Annotated in this window: 17 protein-coding genes and 1 riboswitch; of the genes, 10 read left to right on the top strand and 7 right to left on the bottom strand. The window is 40.6% G+C overall.

Translation table 11 applies throughout. The features are described from left to right. The first annotated feature begins 39 nt into the window (after positions 1-39). Together AAEZ18_RS01725 and AAEZ18_RS01720 are read left to right on the top strand one after the other, a co-directional pair. Complete coding sequence (locus tag AAEZ18_RS01725; RefSeq protein WP_192531460.1) at positions 40-987, top strand: sodium-dependent bicarbonate transport family permease; 948 nt, start codon at positions 40-42, stop codon at positions 985-987. Positions 988-1,410: 423 nt separating this feature from the next. Beyond that, positions 1,411-2,580: an MFS transporter gene (locus tag AAEZ18_RS01720; RefSeq protein ID WP_011327942.1), complete on the top strand. Its 1,170-nt coding sequence runs from the start codon at positions 1,411-1,413 to the stop codon at positions 2,578-2,580. 131 nt (positions 2,581-2,711) lie between these two features. Here the strand turns inward: AAEZ18_RS01720 and AAEZ18_RS01715 are convergent, their stop codons facing one another. After that, positions 2,712-3,119 carry a hypothetical protein gene (locus AAEZ18_RS01715; protein WP_011327941.1) on the bottom strand — a complete coding sequence of 136 codons (408 nt, stop codon included), beginning with the start codon at positions 3,117-3,119 and terminating at the stop codon, positions 2,712-2,714. A gap of 343 nt (positions 3,120-3,462) precedes the next feature. Between AAEZ18_RS01715 and sbcB the strand changes: the two genes are divergently transcribed. Next, positions 3,463-4,908 (top strand): exodeoxyribonuclease I, encoded by a 1,446-nt coding sequence (gene sbcB, locus AAEZ18_RS01710; RefSeq protein ID WP_086993433.1) that lies wholly within the window; start codon positions 3,463-3,465, stop codon positions 4,906-4,908. A 232-nt stretch (positions 4,909-5,140) separates the two neighbouring features. Here the strand turns inward: sbcB and AAEZ18_RS01705 are convergent, their stop codons facing one another. Further along, positions 5,141-6,022, bottom strand: coding sequence for an NAD(P)-dependent oxidoreductase (locus AAEZ18_RS01705; RefSeq protein ID WP_089368116.1), 882 nt, complete (start codon positions 6,020-6,022; stop codon positions 5,141-5,143). Between the two features lie 118 nt (positions 6,023-6,140). Here AAEZ18_RS01705 and AAEZ18_RS01700 point away from each other — a divergent pair, with 118 nt between their 5' ends. Further along, on the top strand, positions 6,141-6,635 hold the full coding sequence (locus AAEZ18_RS01700) for a glutathione peroxidase (protein ID WP_350593691.1): 495 nt from the start codon (positions 6,141-6,143) through the stop codon (positions 6,633-6,635). A 53-nt stretch (positions 6,636-6,688) separates the two neighbouring features. Here the strand turns inward: AAEZ18_RS01700 and AAEZ18_RS01695 are convergent, their stop codons facing one another. Continuing rightward, positions 6,689-8,014 (bottom strand): sodium-dependent transporter, encoded by a 1,326-nt coding sequence (locus tag AAEZ18_RS01695; protein ID WP_011327935.1) that lies wholly within the window; start codon positions 8,012-8,014, stop codon positions 6,689-6,691. Between the two features lie 173 nt (positions 8,015-8,187). Between AAEZ18_RS01695 and AAEZ18_RS01690 the strand changes: the two genes are divergently transcribed. Beyond that, positions 8,188-8,931, top strand: a complete 744-nt coding sequence (locus AAEZ18_RS01690; protein ID WP_086993429.1) for a 4'-phosphopantetheinyl transferase family protein — start codon at positions 8,188-8,190, stop codon at positions 8,929-8,931. Here AAEZ18_RS01690 and lysC read toward each other — a convergent pair. Together lysC and nhaD are read right to left on the bottom strand one after the other, a co-directional pair. Next, the gene (lysC, locus tag AAEZ18_RS01685; RefSeq protein WP_172459232.1) at positions 8,908-10,299 is read right to left on the bottom strand and encodes a lysine-sensitive aspartokinase 3; all 1,392 of its coding nucleotides are present in this window, start codon (positions 10,297-10,299) and stop codon (positions 8,908-8,910) included. The two genes, AAEZ18_RS01690 and lysC, sit on opposite strands and share 24 nt — an antisense overlap. Positions 10,300-10,374: 75 nt before the next feature. Continuing rightward, positions 10,375-10,547, bottom strand: a riboswitch (Lysine riboswitch). A 132-nt stretch (positions 10,548-10,679) separates the two neighbouring features. Beyond that, positions 10,680-11,927, bottom strand: coding sequence for a sodium:proton antiporter NhaD (nhaD, locus tag AAEZ18_RS01680; RefSeq protein ID WP_089368114.1), 1,248 nt, complete (start codon positions 11,925-11,927; stop codon positions 10,680-10,682). Between the two features lie 231 nt (positions 11,928-12,158). Here nhaD and AAEZ18_RS01675 point away from each other — a divergent pair, with 231 nt between their 5' ends. From AAEZ18_RS01675 to AAEZ18_RS01660, 4 genes are all read left to right on the top strand, one after another. Then, complete coding sequence (locus AAEZ18_RS01675) at positions 12,159-13,430, top strand: MksB family condensin complex protein (RefSeq protein ID WP_086993437.1); 1,272 nt, start codon at positions 12,159-12,161, stop codon at positions 13,428-13,430. 5 nt (positions 13,431-13,435) lie between these two features. Further along, positions 13,436-13,984: a condensin complex protein MksE gene (locus AAEZ18_RS01670; RefSeq protein ID WP_058373159.1), complete on the top strand. Its 549-nt coding sequence runs from the start codon at positions 13,436-13,438 to the stop codon at positions 13,982-13,984. Then, positions 13,981-16,755: an Mks condensin complex protein MksF gene (locus tag AAEZ18_RS01665; RefSeq protein WP_086993422.1), complete on the top strand. Its 2,775-nt coding sequence runs from the start codon at positions 13,981-13,983 to the stop codon at positions 16,753-16,755. The genes AAEZ18_RS01670 and AAEZ18_RS01665 overlap by 4 nt, the downstream gene beginning before the upstream one ends. 109 nt (positions 16,756-16,864) lie before the next feature. Continuing rightward, on the top strand, positions 16,865-17,410 hold the full coding sequence (locus AAEZ18_RS01660; RefSeq protein WP_011327927.1) for a DUF4136 domain-containing protein: 546 nt from the start codon (positions 16,865-16,867) through the stop codon (positions 17,408-17,410). A gap of 148 nt (positions 17,411-17,558) precedes the next feature. On the opposite strand, the gene AAEZ18_RS01655 is transcribed toward AAEZ18_RS01660, so the two are convergent. Further along, on the bottom strand, positions 17,559-18,068 hold the full coding sequence (locus AAEZ18_RS01655; protein WP_086993420.1) for a peptide-methionine (S)-S-oxide reductase: 510 nt from the start codon (positions 18,066-18,068) through the stop codon (positions 17,559-17,561). A gap of 164 nt (positions 18,069-18,232) precedes the next feature. Between AAEZ18_RS01655 and AAEZ18_RS01650 the strand changes: the two genes are divergently transcribed. Next, positions 18,233-20,101 (top strand): TonB-dependent receptor plug domain-containing protein, encoded by a 1,869-nt coding sequence (locus AAEZ18_RS01650; RefSeq protein ID WP_350551314.1) that lies wholly within the window; start codon positions 18,233-18,235, stop codon positions 20,099-20,101. A gap of 55 nt (positions 20,102-20,156) precedes the next feature. Here AAEZ18_RS01650 and AAEZ18_RS01645 read toward each other — a convergent pair whose 3' ends face one another. Next, positions 20,157-20,420 carry a YkgJ family cysteine cluster protein gene (locus AAEZ18_RS01645; protein WP_011327924.1) on the bottom strand — a complete coding sequence of 88 codons (264 nt, stop codon included), beginning with the start codon at positions 20,418-20,420 and terminating at the stop codon, positions 20,157-20,159. Positions 20,421-20,638: the final 218 nt, after the last annotated feature.

Below are 20,638 nucleotides of genomic sequence, written 5' to 3'. Positions count from 1 at the left end.
CTACAATAGCGCCACTTAATTTTATAGCTAGGAAACACCGTGCCCGATATTGTTGTTATGTTTTTTATATTAGGTTTAATCGCCGGACTTATACACTCTGATCTTGCTATACCCAAAGCCACTTACGAAACCCTAAGCTTACTGCTAATGCTTACTATTGGTTTAAAAGGCGGTATGGTTTTACACGGTAATTTAAATTGGCAACTACTCCCTGAAATGGGGGCCATTATGCTGCTTGGGGGGCTTATTCCTTTAATGCTGTACCCTATTTTAAAGTACGTTATTACACTTTCTCATGCTAATAGTGCCAGTATTGCGGCGCATTATGGCTCTGTTAGTGCGGGTACATTTGCTGTTGCGCTTGCCTACGCAGAGTCGTCTAGTTTGGTTGTAGGCGCTGAAGTAACTTTATATTTAGTGATGCTAGAGCTGCCGGCCATTATTGTTGGCCTGCTAATATATAGAAAATTTAATAAAGAAAGTGCGACAGCTAAAAAGCTGTCTTTAAAAGCGGTTTGGCACGAAGCGCTAACCAATAAAAGCGTTATTTTACTCGTTGGCGGTGTAATTATTGGCATAATGTACGGCACGCAACAAGGTAGCCAAGTTACCAGCTTATTAACTAACGGCTTTAAGGTTGTACTGGCATTATTTTTACTTGAAATGGGTTTAACCGCAGCGCAAACTTTGCGCCCTGTGCCTTGGCATCATTGGAAGTTAGCTTTATTTGCTATTATTACCCCTTTATTTTTGGGCACGCTTGGCGTAGCAGTCGGTACACTTTTACACCTGGAAATGGGTTCAATTGTAGTTTTAGGGAGCCTAGTTGCCAGTGCCTCATACATTGCAGCGCCTGCAGCCATAAAAGCCGCTATTCCAGAAGCGAATATTGGCCTTGCTATGCTGTGCTCTTTAGGTATTACCTTTCCGTTTAATGTTTTAATAGGTATTGGTTTGTATCATCAATTAGCGCTGCTAATGCAGTAATCAAACGTTTAGTTTTAACTCGGCTGCATAAATTAAAACCGCTCGTTTACAACACATAAAAGTAATCGTTTTAAAGGCTGTTACTTTTATTTGTTGTGCCGCAACTGTTTATAACTTAAAAACACTTACTAATGGTTTGCTCAATAGCTTAAATTTATTGCTCTTATCGCATTAAACCAAGCAAATAAAATAACAAAAACCATACAATTTTAATACGTTTAAAACACAAACACGTCGCAATTGTGCGCTTATTTTACGTAATTGTGCAGTTAAAAATTTATTTTCATTGATTAATAAAAAATCACTTTACTTCCTTTCAAAAGAGTCCTACATTCGCCGCAAAATCAACCAACATTAAATAATCGCCTTAAAACAGAGTCGGTAAACAGCGTTTATTTATGACCTTAAAATCGGATAATTCTAATGATAGAATTCGTTGCTACTAGCAAGTCAAATAACCCGTTAGCACCTGTTATCGGTTTGTCTTTTTTTGCTATAGCTTCTGGCTTTTTAATGAGCCTGATCCCGCTATCGCTATCGGCATTTAAACTCGATGTAGATCTTGCCCCATGGCTAGCGAGTGTATTTTATTTTGGCTTACTTATTGGCGCTACATGCATTGAACGCATAGTAGTAAAAATAGGCCACAGGTTTGCTTTTATTTTATTTCTTAGTTTATTAATTTTAAGTGTTCTTGCTCAGCTAGTTATGCCTAAAGCTGGGGTTTGGTTAATGGCGCGTTTTGTTGCCGGTATGGCCGTTGCAGGTGTATTTGTGGTGGTTGAATCGTGGTTATTAATGACCAACACGCCTAAAGCTCGTGCTAAACGTTTAGGCCTTTACATGACCTCGCTTTATGGCGGCAGCGCAGTAGGCCAACTTGCTATAGCACCGCTAGGCACGGTAGGTGCTGTGCCCTACTTATTTGTAGTTGGTTTATTATTGCTAGCAATTTTAGCACCGTTATTAATTACATCAGGCCAACCAGATAGCCAAGAACTACAAAAACTGCCATTAAAAGAAATTAAAACCCTTAGCCGCCCAGCAATATTAGGTTGCTTAGCGTCGGGGTTATTACTGGGGCCAATTTACGGATTAATGCCTGTATATATCGCAGCACAAAGCGAGCAAGCTCAATATACAGGTTTGTTAATGGCAATTATTATTCTTGGCGGCATGTTAGTACAGCCACTTGTAAGTTACTTATCTACTCGTATGGGTAAAAACTTACTCATGGCAATGTTTTGCTTTTTAGGTGCAGCAAGTGTGTTAGGTATATTGCAAGCAACCAGCTTTAGCGGCTTAGTTGTTAGCTATTTAGTGTTAGGGGCAGCAAGCTTTGCACTTTATCCTATTGCCATTACGCTCGCCTGCGACTCTTTGCCTATGGCTAAAATTGTATCAGCAACCGAAATCATGCTTTTAAGCTACAGCTTAGGCTCTGTGCTAGGCCCAATGCTTGCAGCTAACTTCTCTGATGCAAGCGATGGTATTTTACTTTATTTAGGCGGCTGCTTAGCCACCACCTGTATTTACATGCTAATTAAAAGCATGAAAGACATTCCAACAGGCAGTACACCCGTTGCAGGCTAAGCTAGCAACCACATAAATTAGTAATACAAAAATGCCGCTCAGTAAAATGAGCGGCATTTTTTGTTGTTCACAATTAATAATAATACTTTATAAAGGCATCGCCCTTTTTAATCTTTGCTATTTAATGCTTCTTATAAAGATAGCTCTTGTTTAGCGCGCGTTAAGTTATGTGATACAAGTGCGTTTTTATTAAGCTGCACTGCCTCGTATAAATCAGCGATTGCAGCAGTCTCGTTATTTGCTTTTAAACGTGCAACACCACGGTTACTTAACGCGTACGATGTAAGCTGGCGTAGTTTAAACTTAGAGCCTTGTGCATTATTTAATAGTGCAATTGCTTGTGTACACACGGCTTCAGCTTCAGCGTAATTTTTTGACTTAACGTTAAGCGCACAGCTGTTAAACGATTGCTCCAACTGCTGTGGTGCAGTTGCGGTTTCAATAACCATTAATTTGTAATCACTTTGCTCAGCCATTGCAGCAGCTGAACATGTAAGTAGTGAGCTAAGAGCGATAGTTTTGATAAGTGTTAATTTCATGGTCATAGTCCTATTAGTTAAGTCGTGCTTGTTGCCGACAACTGAACTTTAGAGAATTAACACAAAATCGACAAACGATTAAAATAAACTCGATAGGTGAATAAAACTAACCTATAGACTTTAGTCTAGTGATGATTCATTAATTTACTCTCATATAATTTATCTAGTTGTCGTAGCCCCTCTACTTACTTTTTGCTTCACTTATGCTTAAAAAGCAAGCACATCATTTTTCACCCAAAACTATAAACTCCCCCGCCCATATGCCATAATCTAAATAATTCATAATTTTAGTAACTTGGCGCTATTTTTGGCGCTTTAAAGTTAACTACTCAAGGTTTTACGCATGGCATATCAAGAGCAAAATCAACCTACAATATACTGGCACGACTACGAGACTTGGGGGGCTAGTCCGCAAAAGGATAAGCCGAGCCAGTTTGCGGGTGTTCGTACCGATCTTGATTTGAATATTATTGGTGAGCCGCTTATTGAATACTGTAAACCGCAGGCGGATTACTTGCCGCATCCTGAGGCGTGTTTAATTACCGGCATTACGCCACAAGTGGCGATGAAAAAAGGCTTGGTTGAGGCTGAATTTATAGCAAAAATTCATGCACAATTTAGTGTGCCAAATACCTGTGTTGCCGGTTATAACAGTATTCGCTTTGATGACGAAGTAAGCCGTTATAGCTTTTATCGTAACTTTTACGATCCGTACGAGCGCGAATACAAAAACAACAACAGCCGTTGGGATATTATTGATTTAGTGCGTGCTTGTTATGCACTGCGCCCAGAGGGCATTGAATGGCCGTTAAAAGAAGACGGTAGCCCAAGCTTTAAGTTAGAGCATTTAACCGTTGCCAACGGTATTGAACACGCTGCGGCGCACGATGCACTAAGCGATGTAACCGCTACTATTGCACTGGCTAAACTAATAAAAGACAAGCAGCCGAAGCTGTATAACTTCTTTTTTAGTTTACGTGGTAAAAAAGCCTTAGCTGAGTTGGTTGATGTATTTAACATGACCCCGCTCGTACATACCAGCTCACGCATTCCAGCAACGCAAGGCTGTACTAGCTGGGTTGCACCTATGAGCTTTCATCCGGTAAATAAAAATGCCGTAATTTGTTTTGATTTAACTCAAAGCCCACAAGTACTTATTGATTTAAGTGTTGAGCAATTACGTAAACGTTTATATACCAAGCGTATTGATTTAGCTGAAGACGAATTACCCGTAGGCTTAAAACTAGTGCATTTAAACAAGTGCCCTATTTTAGCACCTGCTAAAACGTTATTACCTGAAAATGCAGCGCGTTTAGGCATTGACCGCGAGCAATGTTTAAAAAACTTGGCGGTGTTAAAAGCCAATAGCGAGTTGCGCGATAAAGTAACTGAGGTGTTTAACGAACAAGGCGATTACAGCGCAACAACTAACGTTGACTATTTACTTTACGATGGGTTTACTAGCCATGCAGATAAAGCTAAATTTGCGATTATTCGCGATGCAAAACCCGAAGACTTAGCCGATTTAAAACTCGATTTTGAAAATAAAAAGTTTAATACTTTATTGTTTAGATACCGCGCTCGTAACTGGCCGCAAACGCTTAACCAGCAAGAGCTGGATCAATGGCGTCAGTATTGTCAAAACAAGTTAATGCACGGGGAAGATCAACCCTCAATTAACGCTCAAGACTTTATGATCACACTTGAGAATTTAGCCCATGAGCACGACGACAGTGAAAAAAACCTAACCATTTTAAAAGCCTTATATAACTACGCACAAAGCATGTAGCTTGCTTTAAGTTTATTGGTACAACGCATACAAAAACGCGACGCTTTATAACTAAAGCGTCGCGTTTTTTGTTTTAAGTAAATGAGAAGACATAAAACCAACAATGATCTTTTTAGATCTATCACTTCCTCTAAAAGCGCAGCGCCTCTTAACCTCTTGGTGAATAAATCACTTTACGGGCTTTGCACATCACGCAAGCTTGGCGTCTACAACGATATACTCAAGGTAAACGTTATTTTTTATGCTGTGCTTCAATGCGTGCAAGTAAGCTTGATGTATCGTAGCGGCCACCGCCTAATGCTTGCACGTCGGCGTAGTACCCATCTACTGTGGCTGTCATTGCTAGCGTTGCGCCGTTATTTTTAGCCTCATTAAGCGCTATGCCTAAGTCTTTACGCATCCAATCAACTGCAAAACCAAAGTCGTATTCCCCTGCCCACATGGTTTTGTAACGGTTTTCCATTTGCCACGAACCGGCTGCGCCTTTAGAAATAGTTTCTATTACTTTTTCACCATCAAGCCCTGCTTGCTTTGCAAAATGTAAGCCTTCGGCTAAGCCCTGTACTGCACCCGCAATACAAATTTGATTAACCATTTTACATAATTGCCCTGAGCCTACGCCACCTAACAATTGGCTAAAACGACTAAATGCCGTCATAACAGGCTGCACTTTGGCAAATACAGCTTCGCTGCCACCAGCCATTACCGTAAGCACGCCATTTTCGGCGCCAGCTTGGCCTCCCGATACTGGCGCGTCAGTAAAGTCGACTTTTAATAACGCTGCTTTTGCTGCCACTTCGCGTGCCACTGTTGCTGAAGTAGTGGTATGATCGACCAAAATACTGCCCGCTTTAATACCGGCTAATACTCCATTTTCGCCATATACTACCGAGCGTAAATCGTCGTCGTTACCCACACACATAAATACAATGTCGGCATCGTTTACAGCTTCGCGTGGAGTAGCTGCAAAGCTGCCGCTAAATTCGTTAGCCCACTTTTGAGCTTTAGCTTGAGTACGGTTATAAACGCACACACTGTGCCCTGCTTTTGCTAAATGCCCCGCCATTGGGTAACCCATTACGCCTAAACCTATAAATGCTACTTTCATTGACATAAAAATGACCTATTAAACTGATAACTTAAAAACCATGCCTGATTATGTCAATCGGTTGATAAAAAAGCGAATGAAGTCTTTATAAAGTTTATTTAATAGGAATTTAAGTAGGTGATCTATGGATAGTATTTATCAATTTAATGCAGAATGCTGTACCAAGGCGCTTTTTTCTTTTAAGCAGTTAAAAGGCAAAACGCTACTTATTGTAAATATTGCCAGTGAATGTCATTTTTCGGCGCAGTTAACCGCTTTAGAAAAACTGTATCAGCAGTATAAAAACAGTGGATTTACCATTTTAGCGTTTCCGTGCAATCAATTTGGCCAAAAGGAGCCGCTTGATAATTTAGCCATTAACAGCTTTTATCAAGCGCAATTTAATACTACATTTGAAATATTTGCTAAAGTAATGGTAAACGGCCCAGAAGCTCACCCCTTGTTTAATTACTTAAAACTGCACACCAGAGGTATTTCGCAAGGACGAGTAATAAAGTGGAACTTCACTAAATTTTTAATTAATTCGCAAGGCCAACTTGTTTCTCGTTATGCGCCGCGCACCAAGCCAGAAACATTAAAGCAGGCAATTGAAAATCAGTTATTGCTAACAGCTAGATAACAAAGCAAAACGAGAGCAAAAGCTCCCGTTTTATTTATAACGTGCAGTAATGCTTAACTACTAAATGCCACATTGGCAAATACCAAGGTCATTAATATTGGGCAAACAAAACGTATGTACTGAGCAAACCAGTAATGCGCGCCGCTAGTTGCTTGGTGTAATTTGTTACCGCGCTGCCATAACCAGCCCACTGTAACAAAGTAAAACAGCCCCATTAACGGTAATTGGTACTGGGTAAATACCATAATAACCAAGCCAAATAACCAATCAAAATTAAGTATTATTAAGCTGGCAAACACTAGCACTACGCCACTAACCAGCCACGTAGCTTTAGTGCGATCAACGCCGTGGTTTTCGACTAAAAACGCCACCGGAATTTCGGTGGTTGATATAGTAGAAGTAACCGAGGCTATCGACATTAATACAAAAAACAATAAACCAACCAATAAGCCAATATCGCCCATGGTGCTGAATAACGCTGGTAAAATGGCAAAAATAAGCTGCCCTTCGCCAATTAATTTACCGTTACTAAATACTTCTACGCCGTTGTGCTGCGCCACATAAATAGCAGGCACAATAAGTAAACCAGCTAAAAAGGCCACACTGGTATCGAGTAGTGCTACGCTGGCAGTCAGTTTTGGTAAGTTAGCACCGGGTTTTAAATACGAGCCGTAAATCATCATACAGCCCACACCTAGCGATAAGGAGAAAAAGGCTTGCCCCATAGCTGCAATAATTAAGTTAGGGTCGAGTATTTGGCTAAAATCAGGTATTAAATACGCTGCAAAGCCATCACTTGCACCATCTAGCGTTGCAATATAAATAATTAAACCAATTAGCAATACTAGTAGCACCGGCATTAAACGCCGTGACCAGGTTTCAATACCCGATTTAACCCCTTTTAAAATAATACTCGCGGTTAAAATAAGCATAAGTGGGGTAAACACAAAATTACGCAGCGCAGAGTCGCTGTGTAAAAATTCGCTAGCGCCGCTAAAGCCTAAAAATGTAGTTACGGGTTCAATAGCATACGACAGCATCCACCCCGCCACTATTGAATAAAAGCTAAGCATTACAATAGCGCCGCCAAGGCCAATATAACCTGCAGCCGCGCCTACTTTAGGGGCTTTATTTTGCCATGCTTGCCTAAGTGCTTTTACCGGATTAGCTTGGGCGTAATACCCTAAATACAGCTCGGTATATAAAGCCGGCAAAGCAAGTAAAAATATAACAATAAAGTAAACCAGTAAAAAAGCACCGCCACCATGATTAGCAGCCTGCGTAGGAAAACCCCATATATTACCTAAACCTACCGCTGCGCCAGCGGCGGCCAATACAAAACCAAGTCGACTTTGAAAACCATCACGCACTTGTGTCATACACCTACAAATCTGTTATTATTTTAGCTGTTGTGAATTAAACCATATTTCATCGCGCCTTAGTAATAAAAATGTACCTAGCGCGCACAACAACTAACAACCGCTCACTATATGTTCAGCTTATGCATACAAGCAGGTAATCGGTATTAAATTTATTATTATTTTGAGCGTTTATGAGTTCACTTTACTTTAAAAACACCCTGCAAATTAATCAGCCTTTTAGTAACAATAAAAGCCCTATTTTATTGTTTGACGCTAAAACGCTCGATATAAGCCAATATAATTTGCCTGATTATTTAAGCCCTTTTGAGCTGCAAATAATAAACCGCCGTAAAAGTGTATCGGCCAAGCAAGAATATTTAGCCACGCGATTATTACTTAAGTATTTAGTTATAACCTCGCACCCTAATATGGCGGGCATTAAGCCGTGTAATATAAGTTCAGAGTTTAACCTACAAACAAGTAAATTAGCGCTACACATTAATAACAGCCACACCGTTATTAATACCTGTATATCGCATTCTAATGGTTTTGTTGGCGCTGCACTTAACCCTACAAAAGCCCAGTTTGGTTTCGATATTGAAAAAATAAGCACAAAGCGCCCATTTGAAAAGCTCGCAAAGCATTTTTATCATACCGATGAAATTGCGCTGATCACCAAGCCTGCCAATGCAGAGGATCAAGCTAAACACTTTTTTAGAATTTGGACCTTAAAAGAAGCGCTCGCTAAAGCCACTAGCCGCCCTATTGCCAAGTTGCTAAGCCCTAATGTGTTTACTGAGTTAACTTGCTCACAGCTTAATGCCAGCAGTGCTGTGGTGGGTAAGTTTGATATAAGTGTAGTGAGTGAAAAAAGCACTGACTGGCAGTGCTCTCTTATTAATTTAGCTGTATTAGGCCGCGCAATCGCTCTCTAATAGTCGGCTATGAATAGCTTGCACTACGTTGTCGGATTCGCCTTGCTCGACCAAAAAGCACAAGTTATGCTTACTTGCACCGTGGCAAATTAGCCGTATATTAAAGTCACTTAATACCTGCATTAAGTTCATTTCATGCTGGCGTAACTGTATTTCTGAGCCAATAAGCGCCACTAAAGTTAAGTTATTTTCTACCGATACATGGCAAAACTCAGCAAGTTTATCTAAACACCCCTGATCAAGCTCTGGGCGCGATGCATTAGGCGCGTTATCAAGCGTTATTGCTACGCTAATTTCAGAGGTGGTCACTAAATCTACCGAAATATTAAACTCACTTAAAATAGTAAACACTCGTGCTAAAAAGCCACTAGCTAATAGCATTTCTGGGCTTTTAAGAGTAAGTAATATTTGGTTTTTGCGTTGTGTTACTGCGCGGATTCCTGGCAGTTGCGACTTTTCACGCTCAATCCAAGTACCACCACGCTCAGGTTCACGGCTCGACCCTACAAACACATTAATATGGCTGCGGCTGGCGGGTAAAATAGTTGCCGGATGCAATACTTTTGCACCAAAGGTAGCCATTTCGGCGGCTTCGTCAAAGCTGAGGCGTGCAATTGGCGTGGCTTTTACACATAAACGCGGGTCGGTACTAAAAATACCCACTACATCAGTCCAAATATGTACACTTTTAGCATGAATAGCCTCGGCCAGTAATGCCGCGCTGTAGTCTGATCCACCGCGCCCTAAAGTGGTCGTTTGGCCGTGTTCGTCGCTGCCAATAAAGCCCTGTGTAACAATTACTTGATCGTCTAACAGCGGAACAAGTAATGCGCTTGCCGCTTGTGCAGTAGCTGCAACATTAGGGGTTGCTTTGCCAAATTGACTGTCGGTTTTAAGCACTTGACGCACGTCAAAGCGTATTGCATTTAAACCTTTTGAGCGCAGCACTTGGGTAAATAAATAAGTTGATAATCGCTCGCCAAAACTTAATAGCTCGTCATGTAGCGCTTTTGTTTGTAACGTTTGGCTGGCTAGTTTTTCAAATGCCGCTAACGTCTGGGCAAAGCCCTGCTCTAAATCGGTATCTAAACTCAATTCAGCTAAAATAGCCTGCTGAATCGCTAGCACACCGTTAATATGCGCTTGGCGCTCATCTTCGCTAAGGCTGCTATTGCACAGCTCAACTAAATGATTAGTGACTCCTGCGCTGGCGCTTAGTGCAACAATACGCACGCTTTTATCTGCTACTATTATTTTACTACTGTGATCCATAGCTGCAAAGTTAGCTACGCTGGTGCCGCCAAATTTAGCAACGGTATAATTTGATTTGTTGCCTAATACTACATGTGGCACTGATTGGGTTGTCATTTCGTCTCCTTTCACGGCATCCAAACCGTAATAAAACAAGAAGAACTTGGCAGCAAATATAAGGTAAGAAAATTCACTGCCAGAAGCTCTCCACCTATATTGGTGACAGTTTTGAGGATTCAGCCCCATAAACCGAAAAACAACGACGACGACGTGTTATTTTTCTCGGCGAGTACTTCCCTCTTTAATGCTCAACGGCGTTCGTCACCTCACATTAAATACCTAAGTATCGCACCTCTTCTGAATGTTGTATTAATGGCTATTTTCGCAATCACTAATAAAACAAAACCCCAGCAATATATTGAAAAGCTCAATACTTTACTGGGGCTTTGAAAGTTATCGTTTAGACATCTAGCTGTCAAGCACTTTAATAACTAATATTAAACAAAACCAGCCATTAAATATGAGCCGGTATAGCCTACGGTGTAACAAATTAATAAATAAAACGACAAACGTAAGTAGTTCATAAAGGTCAGTTCTTTAACTTTACTCATGGCAATAATACCCGCCGCTGAGCCTATAATTAACATAGAGCCCCCTACGCCTGTGGCATAAGTAAACGACAGCCAATGCTGTTGTGTCATTACTATATCTGCTTTTAATAACGCGGCTGTAAGTGGTACGTTATCAACGCCTGCCGACAATATACCCATTAAATAGTTTGCGTATTCAGGTGCCATTATTGTGTACAGGTCGCTAAAGTGGCTTAACATACCAACTTCTTTTAGCGCTCCTACCAGTAATAATACACCTACAAAAAACAACAAGGTGTCGTATTCTATTTCACGAATGAAATCTATCATGTCTTTGTTTATGTCTTTTTTGCGCATTAAAAATTGCGCTACTAAAAACATCATAGACAAACCAAACAAAAAGGTAAGCAATGGCGGTACACTGTATAAAACACTCAGTGTTAAGGTAGCAATAACCGTAGATAAGAAGATAACTGCAATTGTAATATCGGTTTTTTCAATGCGTTTTTGCTTCGTTTTAGTAAAGTCGAGCTGGCCATTTAAGCCAATTGACAACAGTGCGGCTAACAGCATCACACTTACAAATGCTGGCCCAATTAACAATAACAAATTGCTAATAGTTACTTTGCCATCTAAAAATATCATTAACGTGGTTACATCGCCGGTAATTAACGACACACCACCGGAGTTAACCGCAAAGATAATCAGCGTGGCGTATCTAATTAGCTTTTTGGCTTCAAGTTTTAATGATAAAACCACCGCTAAAGATATAAGCGTAGCGGTTACGTTATCGGAAATAGAAGAGAATATAAATGCAAAAACACCAACCAAAAACATTAACTTACGTTCGCTAATTCGTTTTGGCATAATCCGGTTAACAATATTTTCGATAAACCCTTTTGAGTTTAAATAGGCAACAAAGGTCATTGCCGCCATTAAAAACAACCATAAGGAGGCAATTTCTAAAATATTATGATTAAGGAGTGATTGAATCGTATCAGGGCTTTGCCCATTAATAGGGAAGATAAAAGAGATAATCCAGCAGAGCGTACCAAAAAAAAGTGTCGTTTTAGCTTTGTTTACGTGGATTATATCCTCAATAACGATCAGCAAAAATGCAATCGCTATTAAAGTCAGGATAATAGAGGAAACCATGATAATTGAACAACCTTTGGAATAATGTAAAAATTGAACCTATGAAGAAAATAGAGCCGCACATTTCGTGTGCCTATTTTCGGTGCGGATGTTATCACTATGACCTGGTAAAAACTATTATTAAATCGTTGTAAAAACGAATACCATATAGCTATCAGCGCTATTAAAATTACGAATAACTAGCTTATTTAGCTACTTATTTAACAACATACTAGGATGTATAAACGCCTTATGATCCCAGCTAAAAAGCTATTAAATACCCTTAGCGAACATTGGGGGGTGCTAGAGCTATTATTTAAACGTTTTAAAATGGCAGACTTTAGTATTAAAGATTTGCAAAATGCCATTAAACAAAAACAACCTACATGGCATAACGAGCGTATTTATAAAGAAACTAATCGCTTGTTAAATCAAGATATTATAATTCCTTTAGCGAAATCTTCGCAGCTTGAAATAAACCGTGCCATTGCCGACTTTGCTACATTTTTACTGCAAGAAGAACATTTAGGTTTAGCACAAGAAATTAGCGTATTAGTAGAGGATTTAGCCCGCCTTGGCGATCGCTTAGCTAACGCGGGCGAAGTGGAAGACTTTGACGACTTACGCCGTTTTAGCCGTATTATGGATGATCGGGTGCGCAAAATAATGAAACTGTACGCACACAACGAAAACGCCATTTTAAATATTGTTGAGCAAGCTAAATCTAATAACGCGGTGCAATCGCTGCAAAAGCGTTATAAAGCGGTAATAGAAGCGTTTGACGAATACATAGAGCCAATGCTAGAAATGGTTGATATTCGAGGCGATTTTCATGCCTGCTTTAATCTTATAGAGCAGCAAATTAGTACGCAAATAGAGCGTATTGAGCAATCGGGTAAAGCATATACCGACAAACGCATGCTAGAGCAATTACGTACCCGTATTCTCGAAATGCATTTAATCGGCCGCGAAAGCCTGCGTAAAAGTGCCGACATGCTTATGCCACTGCGTGAAGAACTACGCCGTAATAACTTAATTACCCGCCAAGCTGCAAGAGTGCTTGGGTTAGTGCGTAAAAATGGCGTAGACAACATGCTAACTGCGGTGCAACCGCATTTTGTGAGCGACGCACAGCGTTACTCGCTGGGGCAACAACGCCATATAGTTGCCTATATGGCAAGTTTGGTTGAGTTTGAGCATCAAGAATATCAATTGCCTGATCAGCAAGATGTACCGCCTTTTCAAACGCCTAATATTCCCGATTACAACGATGTTAAAAGCAGCTTTGCAAAACGCTTCAATACAAAACGTAAAAAGCCGCAACCATTGCTGCAATTTTTAGACGAAAGTTACCCCGATTTAGATGCCGAAGAAATGCTGTTTTTGTATCAAAAATTAGTAAGTGACAACGAGCTTGAAAAAAGCCAAAGCGATGAAAAAGCGCGCTTTAAAATTGCCGGTCAGTATTTTTCTCTTTATCCCTATAATTCACAGCCGCAAACACCTAGTAAGGCAGATGAGTAATCACCATGACACAAATAAACTTAAACGAGCTTACCCACTTACAAGCAATTAATAAAAAATTAGTGGCGGGTTATCATATTTGCGAACAAGACAACCTAATGTGGCAAGAGCTGGATCAAAACATAGACGCGTACAGCGCGCTATTTAGCGCCCTAGGTAATGAGCTAAAACACGACAGCCGTGGCTTTTATTACTTTAGCAGCGACGAAAGCACACCCAATATGGGCAAAATATCCCGTGCTATTGCGCTCACTATTTATATTTTAATTGAGCACTACGCCAACACCGGCAAAGACCCAATGCGCGCCTTGTTCGACGAAGTAAACGATTTAGAGTTAATGCAAACCTTAGTGCAAATTAACAAACACTTGTTTGATCAACTAGAGATATTTTCGGGTTCAGATCTGCGCAAAGACGTGTACCTGCGCATGGTACGCTTAGGTTTGGCACGCGAAGTAGAAGCAGGCTTTATGCTGCAAGCCCCTATCCATCGCTATATAGATGCCTTAATGGAAGTAAACGAAGAAACCTACCTAACAGAGGACGAGCAATGAAAAATTTATACGGACTAAGTAAACTCGCCCTACTCAATACCGCAGGTTACGCAAAGTGTGTGATCCCGCTGGATAAAAGCAGCTCTATTTGCGCGCCCAACAATACGGGTAAAAGCTCAGTAATAAATGCCCTGCAATTTCCGCTTATTAACGATTTACGCCTAACCGAATGGGATGGCCACGATTTAGACGAAACCCGAAAGTTTTATTTTTCGTCAGATCAATCCTACATTTTGCTTGAAGCAAATTTGCCCCATGGCTCAGTAGTGATTGGTGTAGCGGGTTTGGGGAAAATTGCCGGTTATGCGCATCAATATTTTTGCTACCAAGGCAAGCTTGATTTAGAGCAGTACACCCAAGGTAAAACCATTATTAAATACACTAAGCTGTTCAGCCATTTAAAACAGCTTGGTTACAACCCCATAGAGCTAAAAGCGCAAGAACTAAACGCCCTACTCACCGGCGGCGCAACCCCGTTTGACGACGAGATCAACTTAAAAATGATCCCGCTTAATAACGTTCAAGATTCGACTATTTATAAAGAAATATTTCGCCGTATTCTTAACTTACATAAACTCGGTGCCGCCGATGTAAAACGATTTATGCTACGTGTATTTGAGCGCCACATGTCTAACTCTAAGGTCGACTTTTATGAAGTGTGGCGTCGCTCGTTCGATAAAGTAAACCGCAGTAAACGTGAATTGCACGCCCTTGAATCGATGCAAGAGCCCATAGCGGCGCTTGAGTCGATGCTAGAGAACCAAACCGTTCTAAAAGGTAAATTAGCGGCTTATGCTCCAAAAATTGACCAAGCACTGATTGATTTTGACAACTACCAAGAGTCGCAACTAGAAGAGCTAGCAATAGCACTTGAAAACATAGAACACGAAAAACACGAGTTTGAACAAAAGCAAAGTTTGTACGTACAGCAGTCGCGCGATATAGAGCGCAGGCAAACGCAAATAGAGCAATGGTTTTTAGATTTTAACGCACTTAAAAACGAATTTGAACTGGTTAACAAAGCCACGCTTAAAACGAGCCTTACCCAGTTAAAGCAAGACTACGAGTCGCTTTCACACTCTATTACCAGCGCACAAGGGCAAAGCCTGCATACACTTGACTACCGTATTACCGAAACCCAAAAACAAATTAAGAGCTTAAAGCTACAACTTAAAAACTTGGAGTTTAATTTATTTACCCGCATGCGCGAAGAGCTGTCGTTAAAAGAAGTGGAAGAAATTTCGCGCATTTTAAACCCCGACATGCTCTCGTTTGCAACCACCAGCAATGGCGACATAAGCATTGATGACGAAGACGCATTTAGTGCGTTTTTATCGCACTTAAGCGAAAACGTAAAAGGCGGCGTGCTTAGCTTACCTGGCGCGAGTATTAAGCTTAAAAAGCTCTCCCCTGTACAAATGCAAAGCGGCGAAAATAAAGAGCAGCTAACCGCTCAATTAAGTGCCCTTGAGCATGCTTTAAAAGAGTTTAAGCAACAGCGCGATGTAGCTGCAAATGTGGCCGATAAGCAAAAAGAAAAAGACACCTTGTACGATGAACTAATGAGCGCCGAGGCCGCCCTTAAACGTTTAGAGCAGTTTGACACTATGCTGCAATCGGCTGAAGCACAAACCATGCTAAAAGAGCAGTTGTTAGCTGAGCGCGATCAGGTTGACGACTACCTACAAGACATTCAAAAAAATAGCGGCTCAATTAGCGACAGACGCTCAATTATTAAATCAAAACAGGCGCAAATTAATCGCCAATCAGATCGTCTGCGCCAAGTGAAAAGCGAACGAATTGATCACACGCTTGATTTATACAGCGGCAAAGTTACCCCTTACATGATAGAGGTAACAATAGACTTTGATAATTTAAGCGACCTAGTGCACCACTTTAATAAAGACTGCCAAGAGCTGCGTAACTTTGAGATAAACGTACGCAATACCTATTTGCATATTTATAATGCCGGTATTACCAAGTTTGATAACGAAAACGATGAGTTTAGTAAGTATCAAAAACTCATTAGTGCGTTTCATAACATTGATAACGAACGCGATGCCGTTGAGCGTCAAGGCCGTGTGGCCCTAACAGAAGTAGCCGCAACCATTAAAGGCCTACGCGAAGATTTAGACCGCCTGCGCCGCGAAATGAACAGCTTTAATAAAGGCATTAGCCAGCATCGTATTTCGAACCTGCAAGCATTTAAAATTAATGTAATACCGCGCAAAATGTTAGTTGATAGTATAGATACTATAATTAGTACCTCGCATCAGTTTGAGCAAGGGGACACGCTGGATTTACTCAGCCAAGAACCGTATAGCGAAAGCGCAGTAAACGAGGCGAAAGATCATTTAATTAAGCTCGCCTCCGACAAAGCTGGCCTTACCCTCACGGATTTATTTGATATTCGTTTTGAAGTAGTCAATCGCGCAGGCGATACCGAACACTTTGACAAAATAGACTCGGCGGGTTCAAACGGTACGCGAATAACTATTAAGTTATTATGTGGTATGTTGTTTATTCGCTATTTGTTAAGCTCACAAGAACAAAACTTATACCGTATACCTATATACATAGATGAAGCCGCCGACATTGATCCGCAAAATCAAAAGGCAATTATTGAAACCGCGCTTAGCTTTGGCTTCGTCCCTATATTTGCCTCAGTTAAACCGCAAACAAGCTGCGATTATATTGTGCCAATTCGCTCAGTTAAAGACGGTGCACAAAACTGGGTAGACGAAAAAGACTGGATAGAAGTTGAACATTAAGTAATTAATCAATGGTTCAGCTATAACAGCTAAACTGTTGTTAAGCGCTTAAATATCACACTGCCTAACAATGTGTGTTATTTTATAAAAAAGATTAGGAGTAAACTGTATGAAAAATATTTTTATTGTAGCCGCACTTGCGTTTTTAACTGCTTGTACGCAAACCGCAGATTGGGATTACGACAAGTCAGCAAACTTTGCTAACTATAAAACGTTTGCGTGGGTAGAAAATGCAGATTTAACAAAAGACACCAATAATTATCAAATTAATGCGTTAATGGAAAAACGTGTACGCAGCGCAATAAGCAGTGAGCTTAATCAAAAAATGGGCATGAGCTTAGCCGATCCTGCTCAAGCAGACGTGCTGGTAAACTACCATGCATCGGTAGATAAAGAGCTAGACGTAAGTTCTTTTAATATTGGCTACGGCGCTCGTTGGAGCTCGTGGGGTTTAGGGTATCAAAACGATATATCTGCTCGTGAATACGAAGTAGGTACTTTAGTTATTGATATTATTGACCGTGAATCAAACCAGTTAGTATGGCGCGGCGCTGAAGATGGTCGATTAAAGAAAAACCAATCTCCTGAGCAACGTGAACTGTCGGTTAGAAAAACAGTCGCTAAAATTTTAAATAACTTCCCGCCACAAAAGTAGCGGCAGGTTTTAAAGCACATAAAAAGCTCACAATTTGTGAGCTTTTTTGTGGCTGATTATTTTTTATTAAATCTTTTGTTGTAGCCACAGAGCTTACTGATGAGAGAAACAGTTGCTCTTAGCATAATTGATATAGCAGACTTTAACTTTATTTCGATTTATATTTATGTAATAACTCAGGTGGGATATGACAATAGTCATCGGGAAAATTAGTTAACCGGTCTTGGTGCTCTGCATCGCTGGGAACATAATTGGTTAGCAACTGAACTTGTACCACTATTTTATCTGCATCAGCGCGTTGATTTATATAGTCGTTTGCAATTGTTAAGTGACATTGCTGTTTACTATAAATAGCACTACGGTATTTTAAACCAACATCGTTACCCTGCTTATTAACACTGTAAGGGTCAATAATCTCAAAAAAGTATTCAATCAGTTTATAGAGTGTCACGGCTGTTATATCAAAGGTTACTTTCACGCACTCGGCATAACCGTCGTATTCACCTTGTGTATTATTATTTGTGCCATTAGCTCGCCCAGCCTCAGTGGTAACAACGCCGGGTAAGTACTTAATAAACTCTTGTACCCCCCAAAGGCAGCCTCCGGCAAAGTAAATACTTTCTAGATGCGAATTTTCGCTTGTTTGTACTGTGCTCATAAAATCAATTACCCTACTTTACGAATGATTATCAAATGCAATTTTTTAAGATTAATATACAATACCAAGCCAAATTACAATTATTTGACTACTTTATCACGCCTTAACAGGCGTGTTTCGGATTTAATTGTTAGCACAATTACATATACAAAAATGAGAAAAACATGAATCGTGCCCCGCGCCTTATATTACCCGTATTATTACCTACATTGCTATGCAGTGTTACTAGCTTTGCCTACGCTGAAGTGCAAACTAAAAATGCCACTGCAATAGAGCAAATAACGGTTGAAGCCTCCCCTACTGCAAATAAAGAACCCGTGGGCACTTTCGACTCACCGGTTTCTAATTTAGAGTATGATCCGCGTGTTGATGTGCAATCGCGTAATATGGCCGAAGCACAAGCAGATGTAACCATTCGTGGTGGTATTTTCGAAAATACTGGTTTTAGGGTTGGCAGCGCCACTTTGTTCGATCCGCAGTCGGGACATTATTTTGCCGAAATTCCTATAGCGCCGCAAATGCTACGCGGCCCAGCTATATTCACCGCAGCAGATAATGCACTTTATGGCGTTAACAGTTCAGTTGGTACAGTATCATTTGCTTGGAAGCCAATTAGTACAGGTGGTAGCGTATCACTTGGGGTTGGTAGCAATGATTTTAATTTACAAAGCCTGCATGCGGGCGTGAATATACCATTAGATGGTATTACCGATTGGCAGCTGGGTGTGGAAGGCGAGTTTTCTCACTCACAAAGTGATGGCTCTATTGATTATGGCGATCATGACTTTACCCGCGCCTCAAGCCGTGTTCAATTAGTGGGGCCAGACTCACAAACCGATCTATTTTTTGGCTCTCAAGAAAAGTTTTTTGGTTGGCCAAATTTGTATACTCCTTTTGGGGTTAACGAAACTGAAGATCTTAAAACTCAGCTATTTATGCTCAACCATAAGCAAAACTATAGCGCCGAGAGCTCGTTTGAAGTATCTACATATTATCGTAAACACGAGGATCACTATGTGTATTCTCGTGAAAACCCAATGTCGTTCGAAGCGTTTCATCAAACCGACGTTAAATCACTAGCACTTTCAGGGCGCCATGCGCACAGCACGTCTTTTGCTCTCAATTATTCTGCGCAATTTATTAATGATTCGATTGAATCGACCACGCTTGAAAATAATTTTACCACACGTAATTATTATAAAGTAAGTGTGCTGCCAGAGTACCAAATGGCACTTGAGAGCGATCAACACCTTACTATTCGCCTTGGTGCGGCTTTTGACGATACCAATCGTGACGATTCTGAAATTTCACTTATTGGTGATATAACTTTAAATACACAAAATAGTGACGGCACTGAGCGCACTGTTTATTTATCGTATGCACAGGCAAGCCAAGTAGCAGGCTATACCGCAATTGGCGGCAGTGACACTGGCGGTTTGTTTAGAAGTAACTATAACCTTGAGCGCGAAAGTACTAAAAACCTTGAGCTGGGTTTATTATTAGAGCGACAAAGTTGGCGTTTTAATTCTGCTGTTTTTTATCGTCAAGATGATAACTTAACCGATTGGACTTATAGTTTTGATGCCACTTCTGCCCGCTTTGCCAATCCGGTAGATATTAATACCTCGGGGGTTGAGTTTCTTGCAACTAAGCATTTTGATAACGCAGAAATTATTGCCAGTTATAGCTTTTTAAAAAAATCAGAGAATTATGGCGCAGCCGATATAGATGCCAGCTTTTACGCATTAAACTACCCAGACCATAGGCTAACCCTTGCGGCTATTTGGAACCCAACAGATATTTTAGAGTTTCGTATAGATAACGAGTGGCGCAAACAACATGAAAATACGCTGCGCAGTGGCGATGATGATGCGTTATTTACTCATTTAACCTTAAAAATAATGCCGCCGCAGATTAAAAACTTATTTATTACATTGGCCGCAGATAACCTGTGGAATGAATCGTTTCAAGAGATCCCGGGCACTCCTGGACGGGGCGAGCAATATACGCTAAGCGCAACGTATAGTTGGTAGCGCACTACACAAGCAAGCTTATTATTTACCAGGTGGTTGTAGATGATAGGCTTGCTCAGGTCAACTCCTCAAGCTCAGTAATAAGCGCTAAAGCCTGCGCATTAGTTGTACCGCATACATCTAATGTGGCGCTAAAATCGCTGCATACTTTTGGCCGACTGGCGTCGCCAAATAACTTACATAAATTACGCTCATCTAGCTGAATACAGCGCTCTCCGGCCTTTTTACCGTTTGGCATTCCTGGTATGGGCGAGCTAATACTTGGCGCAATACAACATGCCCCACAGCCTAACCGACACGCCATAGGCTGTGTTTTCATAATAACCTCTGTTTAAATGCATTTGCTTATTAGTAATCTAGTTGATGCTACACACACGATATTAACGCTTAGCGTTTTGTAAAATTAAAGTCCAGCCTAGCTCACTAAAACATTGATTTTTTAACGGGCTAATATTTTAACACGAATTACGATAAATAATGGCGCTACTCATTTAATTAAAACTTTGCAGCAACCCGTTACATCAAACAATTAAGGCA

This window comes from Pseudoalteromonas sp. 19-MNA-CIBAN-0066 (assembly GCF_040308705.1).
Lineage (GTDB): Bacteria > Pseudomonadota > Gammaproteobacteria > Enterobacterales > Alteromonadaceae > Pseudoalteromonas > Pseudoalteromonas nigrifaciens.
The sequence above is the reverse complement of the archived record's forward strand: the minus strand, read 5'-3'. Positions and strand labels throughout refer to the sequence as shown.